At 68.8% G+C, this 17698-nt stretch carries 17 protein-coding genes; 13 read left to right on the top strand and 4 right to left on the bottom strand.

Going from position 1 to position 17698, the window contains the following annotated elements:
* Nucleotides 1-19 precede the first annotated feature (19 nt).
* From AC50X9_RS19360 to AC50X9_RS19350, 3 genes are all read left to right on the top strand, one after another.
* Nucleotides 20-1399, top strand: a complete 1380-nt coding sequence (locus AC50X9_RS19360) for an acyltransferase family protein (RefSeq protein ID WP_494896333.1) — start codon at nucleotides 20-22, stop codon at nucleotides 1397-1399.
* A gap of 76 nt (nucleotides 1400-1475) precedes the next feature.
* Nucleotides 1476-2135 carry an NAD(P)H-binding protein gene (locus tag AC50X9_RS19355; protein WP_494896331.1) on the top strand — a complete coding sequence of 220 codons (660 nt, stop codon included), beginning with the start codon at nucleotides 1476-1478 and terminating at the stop codon, nucleotides 2133-2135.
* A gap of 119 nt (nucleotides 2136-2254) precedes the next feature.
* Nucleotides 2255-3826 (top strand): Na+/H+ antiporter, encoded by a 1572-nt coding sequence (locus AC50X9_RS19350; RefSeq protein WP_494896329.1) that lies wholly within the window; start codon nucleotides 2255-2257, stop codon nucleotides 3824-3826.
* Nucleotides 3827-3832: 6 nt separating this feature from the next.
* Here AC50X9_RS19350 and AC50X9_RS19345 read toward each other — a convergent pair whose 3' ends face one another.
* The gene (locus AC50X9_RS19345) at nucleotides 3833-5011 is read right to left on the bottom strand and encodes an ROK family transcriptional regulator (RefSeq protein WP_494896327.1); all 1179 of its coding nucleotides are present in this window, start codon (nucleotides 5009-5011) and stop codon (nucleotides 3833-3835) included.
* A gap of 100 nt (nucleotides 5012-5111) precedes the next feature.
* Between AC50X9_RS19345 and AC50X9_RS19340 the strand changes: the two genes are divergently transcribed.
* From AC50X9_RS19340 to AC50X9_RS19320, 5 genes are all read left to right on the top strand, one after another.
* Nucleotides 5112-6812: a glycoside hydrolase family 13 protein gene (locus AC50X9_RS19340; RefSeq protein WP_494896325.1), complete on the top strand. Its 1701-nt coding sequence runs from the start codon at nucleotides 5112-5114 to the stop codon at nucleotides 6810-6812.
* Nucleotides 6809-7774, top strand: coding sequence for an aldo/keto reductase (locus AC50X9_RS19335; RefSeq protein ID WP_494896323.1), 966 nt, complete (start codon nucleotides 6809-6811; stop codon nucleotides 7772-7774). Before AC50X9_RS19340 ends, AC50X9_RS19335 begins: the two co-directional genes overlap by 4 nt.
* A 187-nt stretch (nucleotides 7775-7961) precedes the next feature.
* A complete protein-coding gene (locus AC50X9_RS19330; protein ID WP_494896321.1) occupies nucleotides 7962-8825 on the top strand; it encodes an HpcH/HpaI aldolase/citrate lyase family protein in 864 nt (287 codons plus the stop codon).
* 25 nt (nucleotides 8826-8850) lie between these two features.
* On the top strand, nucleotides 8851-9792 hold the full coding sequence (locus AC50X9_RS19325; protein WP_494896319.1) for a DUF2797 domain-containing protein: 942 nt from the start codon (nucleotides 8851-8853) through the stop codon (nucleotides 9790-9792).
* Between the two features lie 128 nt (nucleotides 9793-9920).
* Nucleotides 9921-10145 (top strand): DUF3188 domain-containing protein, encoded by a 225-nt coding sequence (locus AC50X9_RS19320; RefSeq protein WP_494896317.1) that lies wholly within the window; start codon nucleotides 9921-9923, stop codon nucleotides 10143-10145.
* A gap of 136 nt (nucleotides 10146-10281) precedes the next feature.
* Here AC50X9_RS19320 and AC50X9_RS19315 read toward each other — a convergent pair whose 3' ends face one another.
* Together AC50X9_RS19315 and AC50X9_RS19310 are read right to left on the bottom strand one after the other, a co-directional pair.
* A complete protein-coding gene (locus tag AC50X9_RS19315) occupies nucleotides 10282-11952 on the bottom strand; it encodes a SulP family inorganic anion transporter (RefSeq protein ID WP_494896315.1) in 1671 nt (556 codons plus the stop codon).
* Complete coding sequence (locus tag AC50X9_RS19310; RefSeq protein ID WP_494896313.1) at nucleotides 11949-12326, bottom strand: ArsR/SmtB family transcription factor; 378 nt, start codon at nucleotides 12324-12326, stop codon at nucleotides 11949-11951. The genes AC50X9_RS19315 and AC50X9_RS19310 overlap by 4 nt, the downstream gene beginning before the upstream one ends.
* 144 nt (nucleotides 12327-12470) lie before the next feature.
* On the opposite strand from AC50X9_RS19310, the gene AC50X9_RS19305 reads away from it, so the two are divergent.
* The 4 genes from AC50X9_RS19305 to AC50X9_RS19290 all read left to right on the top strand — a co-directional run bounded on the left by AC50X9_RS19305 (nucleotide 12471) and on the right by AC50X9_RS19290 (nucleotide 15902).
* The gene (locus AC50X9_RS19305; RefSeq protein ID WP_494896311.1) at nucleotides 12471-13010 is read left to right on the top strand and encodes an FAS1-like dehydratase domain-containing protein; all 540 of its coding nucleotides are present in this window, start codon (nucleotides 12471-12473) and stop codon (nucleotides 13008-13010) included.
* 2 nt (nucleotides 13011-13012) lie between these two features.
* Entirely contained in the window at nucleotides 13013-13450 is a 438-nt protein-coding gene (locus AC50X9_RS19300; RefSeq protein WP_494896309.1) for a MaoC family dehydratase, read from the top strand.
* Between the two features lie 16 nt (nucleotides 13451-13466).
* Nucleotides 13467-14744 carry an MFS transporter gene (locus tag AC50X9_RS19295; RefSeq protein WP_494896307.1) on the top strand — a complete coding sequence of 426 codons (1278 nt, stop codon included), beginning with the start codon at nucleotides 13467-13469 and terminating at the stop codon, nucleotides 14742-14744.
* A gap of 90 nt (nucleotides 14745-14834) precedes the next feature.
* Nucleotides 14835-15902 (top strand): UDP-N-acetylmuramate dehydrogenase, encoded by a 1068-nt coding sequence (locus AC50X9_RS19290; protein WP_494896305.1) that lies wholly within the window; start codon nucleotides 14835-14837, stop codon nucleotides 15900-15902.
* Nucleotides 15903-15908: 6 nt separating this feature from the next.
* Here the strand turns inward: AC50X9_RS19290 and AC50X9_RS19285 are convergent, their stop codons facing one another.
* Nucleotides 15909-16388 (bottom strand): hypothetical protein, encoded by a 480-nt coding sequence (locus AC50X9_RS19285; protein WP_494896303.1) that lies wholly within the window; start codon nucleotides 16386-16388, stop codon nucleotides 15909-15911.
* 70 nt (nucleotides 16389-16458) lie between these two features.
* Between AC50X9_RS19285 and AC50X9_RS19280 the strand changes: the two genes are divergently transcribed.
* Nucleotides 16459-17559 carry a winged helix DNA-binding domain-containing protein gene (locus AC50X9_RS19280; protein WP_494896300.1) on the top strand — a complete coding sequence of 367 codons (1101 nt, stop codon included), beginning with the start codon at nucleotides 16459-16461 and terminating at the stop codon, nucleotides 17557-17559.
* The last annotated feature ends 139 nt before the right edge of the window (nucleotides 17560-17698 follow it).

Genomic DNA, 17698 nt, shown 5'->3' with positions numbered 1-17698 from the left:
GCCGTCACTGACGCTTCGCATGCGTAACTGGGGAGCCCTGGCGGGGTTCGCGACGATTATCGCCACTGCACTGACATTCGACCACGAAACGCCATTTCCAGGTTGGACAGCCATTTTTCCGGTCATGGGGACCGCGCTTGTCATCCTCGCAGGATCCAGCGGGATACGGATGTGGCACGATCGCATCACAGGCGCTAGGACTGTGCAGTTCGTGGGTAGCATTTCCTACTCGCTGTACCTGTGGCATTGGCCGCTCATTGTTGTCGCGCCTTTCGTTGCAGGTAGCGAGCTGACGTTCGGCATTCGACTCCTCGTCTTGGCAGCGGCTTTGGGACTCGCTTGGTTGACTAAGACCTTCGTAGAAGAAAAGTGGATCCAGCAAGGTGGTCGACAGGACCGCCCGCTTAAAGTGTTTATGGGTCTTGTTGCCGGTATGGTGGCCGTTTCCGTGGCTGCCCTGGGCCTGGGTCTCCTGGGCGTTCAACGGTCGAACATGGCCGCCGCCGACGCCGAAAGGATGGCCGCTAATCCTTGCCGAGGAGCCGCTGTCGTAGATCGGAATGAAGAAGACTGCGGCAACCACTGGACCATGCCCGTGGCTCTTCCCGACATGGGCCCCTTGAACTCATACGCCCAGTATCCCGACGAGTGTCCGACCAACGACAACACGCTCCGTGATGGCCTTGGCGGCCACCCGGCCACTTGCGATCTTTCGGCCGGAGATCCCAACGCCGAAACTGTCTGGCTGGTAGGTGATTCTCATGCCCAACAATGGCAGACAGCGATTTTTGAGCTCGCGAAAGAGCGTCACTGGAAGCTGAAATGGAGCTACTTCGGCGGCTGTCCGCTAGTGGACGCCCCATTTACCGGTTACGGGGGGCGGGCCGCGGATCCAGCGACGACCGCCGATTGTCGGCGGTGGAGCCAGACCGTCGCAACAGCCATAGAGCGAGACAGGCCCAGTAGGGTGTTTGTCAGCATGTTCGCCGCTGGTGAGGAAATAGATGACGGGACAGGCCGCTCTCAGACAGCACAATATGCCGACGGATTCGTCAGACATTGGACGCGCTGGCTAGAAGTGGGCGCAATAGTCCAACCTATCTACGATCCACCGTTGAACGGCGCAGTGCGAAGCGCAGAGTGCCTAGCCGTCAACTCAGAGAAGCCTCAGAGCTGCGCCGTGCCCAGGGACAAGGCGTTGCCGCTGGATCCAATGGTGGCCGCGGTAGAAGAATTGAACCACCCAATGGTTCGGCCTGTGGACCTGAGCCGGTATTTCTGTGATGACTCCAGCTGCTACAGCGCCGTCGGGGGCGTTGCCATCTACTACGACCAAGATCACCTAAACAGAGACTACATACGGGGCCTGATGCCAGCATTCGGCCAGCGGCTGGACTGATCAGTAATGAAGCTTTCAACGACTAGTTTCGGATTAATGACCGGTGACTGGTTGGCCGGTGGGACAGAATGGGTCCATGACGCGAATCGCAATCATTGGCGGCCACGGCAAAGTGGCTTTGGAACTCTCCCGCATCCTCTCCGGTGAAGGAACGGACGTAACGTCGTTCATCCGCAACCCCGGCCACCGGGAGGACGTCGAAGCGACGGGCGCCACTCCCGTGGTACTGGACGTTGAACATTCGACGACGGCGGAGATAGCCGCAGCGCTCCGGGACCACGATGCGGTGGTCTGGTCGGCCGGCGCCGGCGGCGGAAGCCCCGAGCGGACCTACGCAGTGGACCGGGACGCCGCCATCCGGTCGATGGACGCGGCAGTCAGCGCCGGCGTCGGGCGGTACATCATGGTCTCCTATCTCGGCGCCGGCCCGGATCACGGCGTTCCCGAGGACAACAGCTTCTTCGCCTACGCCGAGGCCAAGGCGGCCGCCGACGCATACCTCCGCGGAACGGGCCTGAACTGGACCATCCTGGGGCCGGGAGCGCTCACTGACGGGCCCGGCAACGGCCTGATCGAGGTTGACCCGGCGGATACCTCCGGCGCCCGGGAAACAGCCCGCGTCAACGTAGCCCTCGTGGCCGCAGCCGTGCTGGACCTTCCCTCAACGGCCCGGCGCACCATCGAATTCCGGGACGGCACGCTGCCACTTGCTGCTGCCCTGGAACCGGCGAGCTAAAGCGGCGGGACGCCGCCGACGCGCCCCGGCGACGTCTCCATGTGCCGGTACAGTTGTGGGGGCGGCCGGCTCATCCGACGCAACGGCCCGACCCGATGACTCCCGGGGAAAGTGGGCCTATGGACCAGTTGGCACTCATCGTTGGACTGCTGCTGGCCACGGTCGTGGCTGTCGGCGTCGGGGACCGGCTGCGGCTGCCGTTTCCGGTCCTGATGCTCATCCTGGCCGCATCGCTGACGTTCATCCCGGGATTTCCCGAAATTGCATTTGCGCCGGAACTGATCCTGCCGATCTTCCTGCCGCCCTTGCTCTTCGCCACGGCCCAACGCAGTTCCTGGGCCGTGTTCCGGGTCCGGTGGCGCACACTGCTGATGCTTGCCGTGGCCCTTGTGGTGGTCTCGACGGCGGTGGTCGCGGGAGCGGCCTGGCTCCTGATCCCGGGGATCGGTATTCCCGCGGCGATCGCCCTGGGGGCCATGGTCGCCCCGCCGGACCCGGTGGCCGTGGAGTCCATCGCGGGCCGCGTCCACATGCCCCGGCGGCTCATCACGGTGCTGCAAAGCGAGGGGCTCTTCAACGACGCCGCCGCCATCGTCATCTTCCAGGCTGCCGTTGCCGCGACGGTGTCCGGCACCGAATTCTCAGCCGACGTCGTCCTGAAGTTTGTCCTCGGCGCGGCGATTGCGGTAGCCGTCGGGATCGGCATGGGCTGGTTTACCAGCCTCATCACCCGGCTGGTCCAGTCACTCGTGGCCCGCACCGCAGTGACCCTGGTGGTGCCGTTCGCGGCCTACATCCTCGCCGAGGAGGTGCACGCCTCGGGGGTCGTCGCCGTCGTCGTCACGGCCCTGGAGATTCAGCGCCACGCCCGGCCGCAGGACGCCGCCGAGCGGGTCACCCGCACCGCCTTCTGGGATGTCGTGGAGCTGCTGGTCACCGGGCTCGCCTTCGGCCTGGTCGGACTGGAAGTGCGGCAGGTCATCCGGGACGAAGGTGCCGGAATCGTCGGGATGATCGGCAACGCCGTGGTGGTCTGCGTGCTGGTGTTCGCGGTCCGGTTCGCGTGGATGGCCCTGATGTCCGGGCTGGCCCGCACACCGGAGGATTCACTGCGGCCCAATTCCGCCAAGGAGGTCCTCATCCTCACCTGGTGCGGGATGCGCGGGCTCGCCACCCTGGCTCTCGCCCTCGCGCTCCCGCTGACCATTGCCGACGGGAGCCCGTTCCCGGCCCGGAGCCAGCTCATTGTCATCGCGTGCGCGGTGCTGCTGGCCACCCTGGTGCTGCCGGGGCTGACGCTGCCGTGGCTGATGCGGGTCCTGAAGGCTTCGGGCGACGGCTCGGAAGAGCGCGACGCCGCCCGGGTTCTCGCCCGACGGGCACAGGAGGCGGCCATCGCGGCGCTGCAGGCGAACGAGCTGATGAAGGAGCTGCCGCCCGAGAAGGTGGCGCTGGTCAAGGACAAAATGACCCGGCTGCACGCCGAACTGCTGGACGGCAGCATCCGCAACGAAAGCGTGGGGGAGATGCGCAAACGCGGGCGCGAGCTGGCGATTGCCGTCCAGACGATCGCGCTCGACGCCGCCCGCCAGGAAGTCCTCGCCGCCCGCAATGAACCCGGGATGGCCCCCGAGGTCGCAGACAGGGTCCTCCGGCAGCTGGACCTGCGCACCATGATCATGCCGGAGTAGCCCGCCCTATTTCCTGAGCTCCAGCTCCAGGGCGTTCGTCTCGACGTAGTCCAGGGCGTGCCGGATGGCGCCCATGGTGACGATCGCGTTGCCCAGCGGCGAGACCGTCACGCGCGGCGGTGTTGCGGTGAAGCTGGGGAGCAGGGCCGTGATGCCGGGCAGCAGCACCCCGGCGGAATCAGCCACCGCGCCGCCGATCACCACCTGCTCCGGGTTGATGAAACTCGCCACGGAGGCGATCACCCGGGCCATCCGGTCCGAGATCCGGTCGAGGATGGCCAGCGCCGCGGGTTCCCCGGCGGCGGCATCCTCGAAGACCCGCCGTGCGCTCGGCTCGCCGCCCGCGGCAGGCCCGCCGCCGGCAGCGGACCACTGCCTGGCCAGGCTGGCGATGCCGTCGGTGGAGCCGACACCCTGCACCAGTTCCAGGTACCCCATCTCGCCGGCCCCGCCGCGGCTGCCGTGCAGCAGCCGCCCGGACTCCAGCACCCCTGCGCCCAGCCGCTCGCCGGCCAGCAGCACCACGAGGTCGTCGACGCCGGCCCCGGAACCGCGCCAGCGTTCGCCCAGGGCGGCCAGGTTGGCATCGTTTTCCAGCAGTACCGTCCAGCCGTGCAGGTCCTTCAGCGCCGTCCGGAGCCCGACGTCGAACAGGCTCCAGAAATGCTGGGTGACCAGCACCTTGCCGTCGCGGTCAACCGGCGCGGCGATGCCCGCGCCCACGGCGAGCACGTTCCCGGGGCCGGTCCCGGCGGCCGCCAGCGCCCGGCGGCATGCCCGGTCGACGACGTCGATCCGCTCCGCCGCGGGGATGTCAGCGGCCCGGAAGCGCTCGGTGCAGCGTCCGACGACGGTGCCGCGGAGATCCGCGACGGCTGCGGTGGTAGTGGCCGCGCCGAGGTCGAGGCCCAGGACGAATCCAGCCCTCGAGTGGAGTTCGAAGCGCCGGGCGGGGCGTCCCTTGCGCGGGCTGCCGGGCTGGTCCTCGTCCCGGGCGTTCAGCTCGCGGATCCAGCCGCGCCGGATCAGGTCCTCGCAGACGGCGATAACGGATGCGCGCGACAGCCCGGTCCGGGCCATCAGCTCCGAACCGGTGGCCACCTCCGTGTCCCGGATGACGCCGAGCACCGACTGGGCGTTCACCCGGCGCAGCAGCTGGGGCGTCGCGGCGTGCGGCAGCGCCATCTTGACCTCCCCGTCAGCCCGGACCCATAATTGTCCAGGCAATATATTTAGCTTGTATCTAAATTACCAGAACCAGTTTCGAACCTTTAAGGATCACCCCTTGTCCAACACCGCCACGCTGGCAACCCTGTCCGGTTCCGATCTCGCCGCCGACCCGAACTGGTGGCGGCAGGCAGCCGTGTACCAGATCTACCCGCGCAGCTTCGCCGACTCCAACGGGGACGGCCTCGGCGACATCAAGGGCATCACGGCCAAGGTCCCGTACCTGAAGGGACTCGGGATCGACGCCGTCTGGCTCAGCCCCTTCTATCCCTCGGCCCTCGCCGACGGCGGGTACGACGTCGACGACTACCGCAACGTTGACCCCAAGCTCGGGACGCTCGAGGACTTCGCTGAGATGTCCGCCGCCCTGCACGCCGCGGGCATCAAGCTGATCGCCGACATCGTCCCGAACCACTCCTCCAACCGCCACGTCTGGTTCCAGGAAGCCCTCGCGTCCCCGCGGGGCTCCGACGCCCGGGAGCGCTACATCTTCCGGGACGGCAAGGGCGAAAACGGCGAGATCCCGCCGTCGGACTGGGAGTCCGTCTTCGGCGGCCCGGCCTGGGAACGCATCACCGAGCCGGACGGCACCCCCGGCCAGTGGTACATGCACATCTTTGCCAAGGAACAGCCGGACCTGAACTGGTCCAACCGCGAAATCCGCGATGATTTCCTCACCACCCTCCGCTTCTGGTCCGACCGCGGCGTGGACGGCTTCCGGGTCGACGTGGCCCACGCCCTGACCAAGGACCTCACCGAGCCGCTGCTGTCCAAGGTCGAGCTGACCGGGGCCACCGGGGCGGACGGCCACGACGACGGCTCGCACCCGTTCTGGGACCGCGACGAGGTCCACGAGATCTACGTCGAATGGCGCGAGGTCTTCAACGAATACAACCCGCCGCGCACCGCCGTCGCCGAAGCCTGGGTCCACGCCAGCCGCCGCGGCCGCTACGCGAGCCCGCAGGGCCTCGGCCAGGCCTTCAACTTCGACCTGCTCCAGGCCGACTTCGACGCCGAGGAGTTCCGCGAGATCATCACCCGGAACCTCGCCGAGGCCACCGAATCCGGCGCCTCCTCCACCTGGGTGTTTTCCAACCACGACGTCGTCCGCCACGCCACGCGCTACGGGCTTCCCCAGGGTGGCGGCAGGCACGCCAAGGGCCAGGACGGCAAGGGCTGGCTGCTGGCCGGTGCCCCGGCCGAGGAACTGGACATCGACCTCGGGCTGCGCCGCGCCCGCGCGGCCACCCAGCTGATGCTGGCACTGCCGGGCTCCGCGTACCTCTACCAGGGTGAGGAGCTCGGACTGCAGGAGGTCGTGGAGATCCCCGACGCCGACCGCCAGGACCCGACCTTCTTCCGCAACAAGGGCGTCGAGATCGGCCGCGACGGCTGCCGGGTCCCGCTGCCCTGGACACCTGAGGGCCCCTCGTTCGGGTTCGGCGACGGCGGGGCGCACCTGCCGCAGCCGGCCTGGTTCAGCCGCTATGCTGTCGCAGCCGAGGACGGGGTCGAGGGGTCAACCCTTGAGTTCTACCGCGCGGCGTTGAAACTGCGCCGTGAACTGCAGACCTCCGAGGAACTTCAATGGCACAAGACCGGCCGGGGAGTGTTGCACTTCAGCCGCCCGGGCGGCTGGCAGACCGTGACCAACTTCGGCAACGAGTCAGTGGAACTCCCCGCCGGGGAGGTGCTGCTCAGCAGCGGACCGCTCGACGGAAAGCTTCTGCCGGGCAGCACCACCGTCTGGCTGCGGTGAGCTCTCCTGCCAGACAGCCCGCCCAGGAACTGATTTACGGCTGCATGGGCCTGGGCGGCAGCTGGTCGTCGGAACCGCACTCGTCCGCGCACGTGGATGAGGCGGCCGCCGCCGTCGAAGCCGCCCTGGCAACAGGCATCACCATCTTCGACCATGCCGACATTTACCGTGGCGGCAAGTCCGAAGCGGTCTTTGGCGAGGTTCTGGCGCAGGCACCCGGGCTGCGCGAACGCATCCGGCTGCAGACCAAGTGCGGCATCCGGCTGAACGAACAGGGCCTGGAGACCTATTACGATCTGAGCCGGGAGGCCATCCTGGCCCGGGTCAACGAGAGCCTGGCCCGGCTCCGCACGGACTACGTGGACGTCCTGATGCTCCACCGTCCCGATCCGCTGATGGACCCGGCGGAGGTGGCTGCCGCCGTCGGGCAGCTGATGGACGAAGGCAAGGTCCGGGCGCTGGGCGTGTCCAACATGTCCGGTGCGCAGATCGAGGTGCTGCAAGACCGGCTCGAGACGCCGGTGGTGGCCAACCAGCTGGAGATGAGCCTGTTCAAACGCGCCTGGCTGGAGAGCACGGTGCTCGTCAACCATGCCGACGGGACCGACTACAGCTTCCCGCACGGCACCGTCGAGTACTGTGCCCGGCACGGAATCACCCTCCAGGCGTACGGATCCCTCGCGCGCGGCCTCTATACCGGGGCTCCGGCCCCGGCGCCGTCGGCCGCGGAGGAGGCGACCGCCGCGCTGGTGGCGCAGCTGGCCGCCGAGAAGAAGACGACCGGGGAATCGGTCCTGCTGGGCTGGCTGATGAAGCACCCGGCCGGAATCGCCCCCGTGATCGGCACCGCCAACCCGGACCGCATCCGGGCCTGCGCGGACGCGGCCGAGGTCGCCAAATCGCTGACCCGGGCGGAGTGGTACTGGCTCTGGGTCACGGCGCGCGGTAGCAACATCCCGTAGCCCGCCGTCATGCCCGCCCATCCGGCTCGCGGCAGGGGCCGTTCTGAGACTCCACAGTCGTTCTGAAGCTACAGAACGGCCCCTGCTGCAGGTCTGATGGGGTTGGGACGTGATTTTGGTCGTATTGGTCGCCCCAGAGGGCCGGATCGCTTAGCGGGAAACACCCCCGGGCGGCTAGCGTAGATACATGACTTCCACCACCACCGCCGGGACCGTCCGGCCCCAGCGCAACATCCCCGCCGAAATCGCCCGCTCCTGGTTGCTGGTCAACGCAATGAAGCCTGAGCTCTTCGAACCGTCGGCCGGGTCCCGCGCAGACGCCATCATCCTGGACATCGAGGACGCGGTGGACCCCTCGCAGAAGGAGGCGGCCCGCGGGAACGTTGTGGACTGGCTGACCGCCGGCGGCAGCGCCTGGGTCCGGATCAACGACGCCACGAGCCCGTTCTGGGCTGACGACCTGGCCGGGCTCCGCGGAACCCCGGGCCTGCTGGGCGTGATGCTGGCCAAAACCGAGTCCGCGGACCAGGTCACCGAAAGCTTCCACCGGATGGACGGCAAGACTCCGGTCATTCCGCTCGTCGAGTCTGCCGTGGGCATCGAGGAAGCCAACAACATCGCCAAGGCCCAGGGAGCGTTCCGGCTGGCCTTCGGTTCGGGCGACTTCCGCCGCGACACGGGCATGGCCGCCACCGCCGAGGCCATGGCCTACCCGCGCGCCAAGCTCGTTGTGGCCAGCCGCGTCGGGAACCTGCCGGGCCCCATCGACGGCCCCACGGTCGGCACCAACCACCCGATCCTCCGCGAGCAGACCGGCATCACCGTGATGATGGGCATGACCGGCAAGCTCTGCCTTGCCATCGACCAGACCCCGGTCATCAACGAGGTCATCAGCCCGACGCCGTCCGACGTCGCCTGGGCCACGGACTTTATGGCCGACTTCGAGGCCAGCGGCCGCGTGATCCGCGACGGCTCCGACCTTCCGCGCCTGGGCCGCGCCGAGAAGATCATGAAGCTCGCGGTAGCCTTTGGGGTGCAGCCGGCCCTCTAGCCGCACCCGAACCAAAGGAGACCCCGTGACCGATACCCGCTATCTGGTCCACGGGGTCTTTTGGGATGCCGAGCCGGCCGGATCACCGGACCCGGCCCGGGGGCTGCCGGCGATGCGCCTGCAGGACCCTGGCGGCGGCTTCACCGACCTGCCGCTCGGCGCCGGCATCCGGCTGGGCTTCCGCCTGGCCGCCGACGGGAAAGGCTGCCTCGGACACCACAAGGTGCACGGCCCCGCTGACCGGGACCACGTCCTCTGCCCGGCACGCGCCCAGGCCGTCAAGGGCAGCCAGTGCGAGCGGTGCTTTGCGGTGGACGATTCGAGGCTCATCCACGACTTCCACCGGGGCGGGCGTGTGCCGCCGGGGCTGCGTGCCTACCTGATGCAGCCGCATTGGCTGTACATCGCGACGTTCGCCAACGGTGCGAACAAGGTGGGCACCGCCGCGAACCTGCGGAAATGGAAGAGGCTCGCCGAGCAGGGCGCCGTCGTCGCACGATACGTCGCCCGGGCCGTGGACGGCCGCGTGGTCAGGATCCTCGAGGACCTGATAACCCGCGACGCCGGTGTTCCGCAGCAGGTCCGCTCGGCGGCGAAGGCCGCGGCCTTGACCGGGCCTGCGCCCGCCGCCGAACTGGAGGCCCTGAACAGCCGGCTGGCCGGCCACGTCCGCGAGTTGTTGGCCGGAATCGGGGACGCCGGCTTCGAGGTCGTGGACGAAAAATGGCTGCGGCCGGGGTTGGCGGAGGCGGCCTGCGCGCCGGCTGTCCGTCACGCCTACCCCACTGAGCTCAGCACCGGTGCCCACGGGTTCCGGATCGACTCACTGAGTGGCACCGTCGCGCTGGCGCGGCTCGACGGCACCGACCTCGAGTTCATCGTCAACCTTGCCCAGCTGAAGGCGCGGACGATCGAACTCGGCGACCACGGAACCGAGGTTCCGGCCGTGCAGGAGCCACTGTTCTGACGCTGAAATTTCCCCGCGACGCGCAAAATACCGGACGCGCCCGTATTCGCGCGTCGTCCGGCATTTTGTGTGTCGCCAGGCATTTTGAGTGTCGCGGCGTTGCCGGTGGTCCCCAGTAGAATGGCACGGTGCTGAAAGAATTCTGGGACTCCGCCTCAACCACCTACAAGGTGCTGGTTTTCAGCGCAATGGGGCTGCTCGCCGTCGGCATTGGCCTGAACCTGGTGGGGAACACCACCGGTAACCAGGGCCTTGCGGTCGCATCCCTCGCGGTGATCGGCCTTGGCCTCGTCCTGCACATTGCCGGGATCGTGGTCCGCGGGCAGACGATCCGGAAGAACCTCCGGCGTTAGCCCCCGAAAAATGTTAGTGCGAAGACACGTTCGGCCCGGAAGGCACGTTCGGCCCGGAAGGCACGTTTGGCCCGGAAGACACGTTCGGCCCGGAAGGCACGTTCGGCCCGGAAGACACGTTTGGCCCGGACCTGCGTTAGCCCGAAGTTACCTTGGCCGCGGCGTTCCGCAGCACGTGGCTGCGGGCGTGTTCCACGGCCTCGGGCAGCGACGTGAACAGGTGCTTGTGATGCCGCAGCGAACGGATCACCCCGACGTTGGTCACCAGCTCGAGGTGTTGCGGCTGGACACCCTTCAGCAGGACCGTGACGCCGCGCAGCTCCAGCGCCGCGATGACCTCGACCAGCGTGTGGGCCCCGGTCGCGTCGAGCATCCGCACCTGGGACAGCCGGATGATGGCCACCTGGATGTCCTTGACCTGGCTGATTTCCTGCAGAACGCGCTCCGCTGCGCCAAAGAACATGGCCCCGTCGAGCCGGAAGATGGCGATGTGCTCGTCCCCTTCCACGCGCGGTCCCGGAACCTCCTCGCGGTTCACCCCGCTGAGCGAGGCGAACTTCCGCAACGTGAAGAGGGCCGCGGCGACAAGCCCGATCTCGATGGCCACGATCAGGTCGAACGCCACGGTGATCAGGGCCGTCAGGATGAAGACAAAGGCATCGGCCCGGGTGGAGTGCATGATGGCCTGCACCGTTCGCCGTGACACCATGCGGGTGGCCGTGACCATCAGGATCCCGGCGAGGACCGCGAGCGGGATCCTGCCGACCAGCCCCGCGGCCAGGTAAATGATGGCCAGCAGCACCAGCGCGTGAACGATCGCGGAGAGCCGGGTCTTGGCTCCGGAGCGGACGTTGACGGCGGTCCGGGCGATGGCACCGGTGGCCGGCATGCCGCCGAACAGCCCGGCAGCGACGGAGGCGAGACCCTGCCCGGTGAGCTCCCGGTCCGGGCTGTAGGCCCCGGAGGGCCTTCCGTCCGGGCCCACCATGCCGGCCGCCACCCGGGCGGAGAGCAGCGATTCGATCGCCGCCAGCGCCGCGATGGACACCGCCGGCATCAGCAGCCCGCCCAGCGTTGCCGGATCCAGCGACGGCAGGGACGGTGCTGACAGCGAATGCGGCAGCTCGCCGATCCGGGGAATTTCCAGTCGAAGCAGCTCGGCGGCCACGGTGGCCAGCAGGACCGCGATCAGGCTCGCGGGCAGGGACTTGTTCAGCCTCGGCAGCAGAAGCATCACAGCCGCCACCCCCACCACGACGCCGAGCGTCTGAAGCACGGCGGGCGAGGTGGCCTGGGAGGCGCTCTCGACGGCGGCGAGCAGGGTGTTGTGGCCGGGTATGCCCTCGGTGCCGGTGGCCATCGGGACCTGCTGGAGGAAGATGATCGCGGCGATGCCGAGGGTGAACCCCTCCACCACCGGCCACGGGATGAAGGCCACGGCCCGGCCGAGCCCGCTGATGCCCAGGAGGACCACCAGCAGCCCGGCCATCAGGGACACCAGGGCGATGCTGCCGGCGCCGTGGGCGGCGACAACCGGGGCCAGCACCACCACCATCGCGCCGGTGGGACCGGAGACCTGCACGTGCGAGCCGCCCAGAACCGCGGCGACCAGTCCGGCCACGACGGCGGTGATGAGTCCCGCTTCGGCGCCGACGCCGGAACTCACGCCGAAGGCCAGTGCCAGCGGCAGGGCCACGATCCCCACGGTGATGCCGGCGAGCAGATCCGTTTTCCAGGAGGAGCGGAGCCCGTCATAGTCCCGGCGGGACGGCAGGAACCGGCTGAGATGCGCCCGGGCGACGCTCATGAATTGGAGCCCTGCAGATGATCGCTGGGTAGATCGTGCGCGAGTTTGAGCTGCTCGTTGGAATCGGCCAGGCTGTCGAGGAGGAAGGTCCGGGCGATGGCCAGCAGTTCAGCGATCTTCGGATGGGCCAGCCGGTAGGTCACGGCGTTGGCGGAACGGGAGGAGACCACCACCCCATGCCGGCGCAGCGTGGCGAGGTGCTGGGACAGGTGCGATGCTTCGAGGCCCGTCTCGGCCAGCAGGTAACTGACGGGCGCCGAGTTGTCCGGCGCCGCGGACAGCAATTCGAGCACGCGGATCCGCGCCGGGTGGGCGAGGGCCTTGAACAGGTTCGCCTTGATCTCGTACAAGGGGGTTTGCGCTGCCGAAATCATCGCTGCCTGCGCTTTCTGGCCCGGCGGACGCCGCAACGGGACATGGATTGATGAAATGATGTTTTCATCATACCGCGTTCCGTCATTCTGGTCACCCGCTGTCATCGGCAACGGCGGCCGGAGGCCTGACGCTAGGCTGGAACCATGACTATTAATCCGGATCTGCAGGGGCGCAGTTACCCTGCCCAAGAGGTGTACGACGTCGGCCGCGAGAAAATCCGCGAGTTCGCCCGCGCCGTCAAGGCCACCCACCCGGCCCACTTTGAGGTGGACGCCGCCCGTGCGCTGGGCCACAGCGACCTCGTGGCGCCCCCGACCTTCGCCATCATCGTGGCGCAACGGGCCGACGCCCAGCTGATCGAGGACCCGGACTCCGGCATTGACTTCTCCCGGGTGGTCCACGCGGACCAGCGCTTCATTCACCACCGGCCCATCGTCGCGGGCGACCGGCTCGTGGCCGAACTGCACGTCGACGGCGTCCGTGCCATGGGCGGGGGCGCGATGATCACCACCCGCTCGGAAATCTTCGCTCTGACCGCCGGCGCGAACGCCGACGCCGGCGCGGCCACCGGTGCAGCCTCCGACCGCGACGCCGGCGCGGTCACCGGCGCGGCCGGCAACGATGCGCGCGAGGCCGTCGCCACCGCCACCTCGTCCATTCTGGTCCGCGGAGAGGGACAGTAACCATGACACCCACATTTTCGGAACTCGCCGTCGGCCAGGACATCGGCAGCCGCAGCATCACCGTCACCCGCTCTGACCTCGTCAAATATGCCGGAGCCTCCGGCGACTTCAACCCGATCCACTGGAACGAGGCCTTCGCCACCAGCGTGGGCCTGCCCGGCGTGATCGCGCACGGCATGTTCACCATGGGCGCCGCTGTGCAGCTGGTGACCGACTGGTCCGGCGACCCCGCCGCCGTCGTCGACTTCCAGACCCGCTTCACAAAACCGGTCCCGGTGTCCGACACCACGGGGACGGCCGAGGCCGGCGCGGTAATCGAGATCCGCGGCGCCATCGGAGCGCTCGACGCCGACAAGGGCACCGCCCGCGTGGACCTCACCGTCACCAGCGCCGGCCAGAAGGTGCTGGTCAAGGCGCAGGCCGTCGTCAGGCTGGGCTAAACCGCATGGCGATGCTGTGAACCTGCGCACCGGCCAGACGGCGGAGGTCACGCACTGGCGTAACGCCGTCGTGACCGCCTACGCAGTCAGCGGCATCGCGTTCGCCACCTGGGTGTCACGGCTGCCGGCCATCCGCGACGGGCTGGACCTGACGCCGGGGAATGTCGGGCTGCTGCTGCTCTGCATGACCCTGGGCTCCTTCATATCAGTCTCGGCGTCGGGGTTGATTGTGCTGCGGTTCGGCTCGAAGCAAACCATCCGGATCGGCAGCATCCTGGTCGGCGCCGGGCTGGTGCTCTCCGGCCTGGGCACATCGGTCCTGGTCAGTCCGCCCGTCGCGGCGGCGGGGCTGGCCGTGATCGGCCTCGGCACCGCCAGCTGGAACACCGCCTCCAACGTCGAGGGTGCCGCGGTGGAACGCGCCGTCCGCCGGCACATCATGCCCCGGCTGCATGGATCGTTCAGCCTCGGCACCGTCGCAGGAGCGGCGGCCGGAGCCTGGGCCGCAGGCGCCGGCGTGCCGGTGTTCTGGCACTTTGCCGCGGTGGGGCTCCTCGTCGCCGCGTCCGTGGCCACCGCCGCGGCCTGGTTCCGTGCTGACATCACCCCAGTGGACGGCGGCCCGGCCTTCAAACCGGCCCGGCCCGACACCTTCGACGACCCTTCCACCGGACCCATTCCGGTCATCCTGCCCGCTCCGGAACGGCCCGATGAACCGCTGGACACCAGGCGGCAGATCGCCCTGGCCTGGCGCGACCGCCGGACGCTGCTGCTGGGCGTGCTCGTGCTGGGGCTGGCCCTGGCCGAAGGCGCGGCGGGGGACTGGGTGGCCCTGGCGCTGGCCGACGGCCACGGCCAGTCCGACGCCGCGGGCGCCGCGGGGTACGGGCTCTTCGTCACGTTCATGACCATCGGGCGCTTCGCCGGCACCGTGGTCCTGGACCGATTCGGCCGCGTCCCGGTGATGCGCTGGTGCGCCGCCCTCGCCGTGCTGGGACTGGGCCTGTTCGTTTTCGCGCCGGTGCCGTGGGTGGCCTACGTGGCCCTCGCAGTCTGGGGACTGGGCGCCTCGCTGGGTTTCCCGGTGGGCATGTCCGCCGCCGCCGACGATCCGGCCAGGGCCGCCGCCCGCGTCTCGGTGGTCTCCACGATCGGCTACGGGGCGTTCCTCTGCGGCCCGCCGCTGCTGGGCCTGCTGGCAGAGCATGTCGGCATTCTGCACTCCCTGCTGGCCGTGATGGTGATGCTCGTGGTCAGCTTCCTGCTCTCGCCGGTGGCCAGGAAAATCGGCTAGCGGCCACCGCTCAGGGGAGTCCGGCCATCCCCGGCTGGCCACCGCGGCCCCGCTTAACGGAGCCCCGCCATCCCCGGCTAGGCTGGTGGGGTGACCCAGACACTGCTTTCCGCCCTGACCACGGCCGCCGTCGGCGGCCCCGCCGGCCGCTTCATCGAAGCCCACACGGAAGCCGAGATCATCGAGGCCGTCCGCTCGGCGGACGCGGCCGGTGAGCCCCTGCTGATCATCGGCGGGGGCTCCAACCTGCTGGTGTCCGACGACGGGTTCCCCGGCACCGTAGTGAAAATTGCCTCCGAGGGGTTCGAAGTCAACGCGGAGGACTCCTGCGGCGGGGTCGCCGTGGTGGTCCAGGCCGGGCACAACTGGGACGCCCTGGTCGAGCACGCGGTGCGGCACGCCTGGTCCGGGATCGAGGCGCTCTCCGGCATCCCGGGCGCCACCGGCGCCACCCCGGTCCAGAACGTCGGCGCCTACGGCTCGGACGTCTCCCAGACCATCGCCACCGTGCGGACCTGGGACCGGGAACGCAACGCCGTGCGGACCTTCGCCAGTTCCGAACTGAAATTCGGCTACCGGGATTCGATCCTCAAGCAGACCACCGTCAACGGCTCGCCCCGCTACGTGGTGCTCACGGTCGAATTCCAGCTGCCGCTCGGCCGGATGAGCGCCCCCATCCGCTACGCCGAACTCGCCCGCGTGCTGGGCGTCGAGGCCGGCAAGCGGGCGTATGCCAGCGATGTCCGGCGCGAGGTGCTCCGGCTGCGGGCGTCCAAGGGCATGATGTGGGACGCTGCGGACCGGGACACCTACTCCACCGGGTCCTTCTTCACCAACCCGATCGTGCCGGCAGCCGTGGCCGCGGGGCTGCCGGATGACGCGCCGCGCTACCCGGGCGGTGCGGACGGTCTGACCAAGCTCTCGGCTGCCTGGCTGATCGACCAGGCCGGCTACGGCAAAGGCTTCGGGCTGGAACCGGACAGCGTTTCCGGCGGGCGGGCCGCGCTGTCCACCAAACACACCCTGGCCATCACCAACAGGGGAAACGCCAGCACCGCGGACCTGCTGGCGATCGCGCGTGAGGTGCGCCGCGGCGTCGTCGAACGCTTCGGCATTGAACTGCACCCGGAACCGCTGCTGATCGGCGTCGAACTCTAGGAGTCTTCAGCCCCTGCGGCGGTGCGGCACGACCCGGCTGAACAGCAGGAAGGTGAAGCCGGACGCGGCGGCGCCGAGGAGGAAGACCTCGCAAAACGCCACGGACTGGTTGCTGGGCCCGCTCCGGAGCCAAAGACCCGCGACGGCGAACACGGCCGCCCCGGCCAGCATGGCCAGCGAACCGAACAGCAGGCTCTGCACGGTGTCCGGGAGGTCCCCGGGTTCCCGCCCGTCACGTTGTTCACCGTTGTCCCGTGCGGGGGTGCGCGGCTGCACCGCGGCGGCCGTGACAAAACTCGCCACCGCCACCGCCATCGACACCACGGCCACGAGCTGCAACGAGCTCATCATCGGGGAGAGCCGCGTTCCGCTGGCAATCGCAATCGCGAGCCCCGCGGCCATGCCGACGGCACTGGAAGCCCAGCCCAGCACGGCCAGCCTCCTGCTCAAGGGCCGCAGCAGCGGCCACATCTCGCTCATGGTCATCCATCAAGGGTAAAGAGTCCGGCTGGACGGCGGCTGGGAACGGACCCTCCGGCGTCCTAGCATTGGGGACATGACAGGGACAGCGAGGGCCCGGCTGAGCCCGGCGGTGCTGGGCCGGCTGCGGCTCGCCGCGCAGGGCCTGGCCGGGACCGGATTTTCCGACGCCGCGGCCGCCGTGCGCTGGATGACGGCAATGCAGGCGCAGGACCTCGGCGCCGCGCTCTGGGCCGTCGGCCAGCGGGTTCCGGGCTCCCGCGTCGGCGATATCCGCAGCGCCCTGGACCGGGGCGAGATCGTCCGCTCCTGGCCGATGCGCGGCACCCTGCACCTGCTGGCACCCGAAGACCTGAAGTGGATGCTGGCGATCACCGCCGACCGGCTGATCCGCGGCCTGGCCGGGCGCCACCGCGAGCTGGAGATCTCGGCCGCGGACGTCGACGCCGCTGCCGGAACCGCGCTGCAGCTCGTCGCCGGCGGGGCGGCCGCCAGCCGGACGGAGCTGTTCCAGGCCTTCGAACGGGCCGGCCAGTCCACGGCCGGGCAGCGCGGTATCCACCTGCTCGGGGCCCTCTGCCAGCGGGGCCTGCTGGTGCAGGGTCCGCTGGCCGGCAACCAGCAACTGGTGGTGGCCTTCGACGACTGGATCACCGCGTCGCGGAGCCTGGACCGTGACGAGGGCATCGCCGAGTGGCTGCTGCGCTACCTGCGCAGCCACGGGCCAGCCACGGAGCGTGACTTTTCCTGGTGGTCCGGCATTCCCCTGACGGAGGTCCGCACCGCCCTGGCCACCGTGAAAGACCAGCTGGCGGAGATCACCTTCGAGGGGACCAGCTACTGGCTTTCCCCGGAGACGGCCGCCCTGCTCGACACCGGCGTCCCCGCCGGGCGTCTGGTGCTGGCGCTGCCCGGGTTCGATGAGTTCCTGCTGGGTTACAAGGACCGGTCGCTCGTACTGCCGCCCGAGCATGCGAACAGGATCGTGCCGGGCGGCAATGGCGTCTTCCGGAAAACGATCGTCGTAGGCGGCCAGGTGATCGGCACCTGGGAGGCAGCCCGCGGCGCTGCCGTCGTCGTGCCTGAGCCCTTCGACGACGTTAACGGACTGCGGCCTGCCGCCCAAAGATCCTTTGAGCTGCAGGCCGCGAAGTACCGGCGATTCCTCGGTACCTGAACCGGTCCGCTGGGGTCCGGTTGGGTACTGCTTAGTCTCTAGGAGCGTGGGGCGGTAGTGGTTTTACGTGATCCACGAGAAGCCCTGCTTGCTGACTGGTAGCGCGTTGTCATCTTGATGGCCGGCTGTCAGCAGCGGT

The sequence above is a fragment of the Pseudarthrobacter sp. HLT1-3 genome (genome assembly GCF_059383535.1).
The sequence above is the reverse complement of the archived record's forward strand: the minus strand, read 5'-3'. Positions and strand labels throughout refer to the sequence as shown.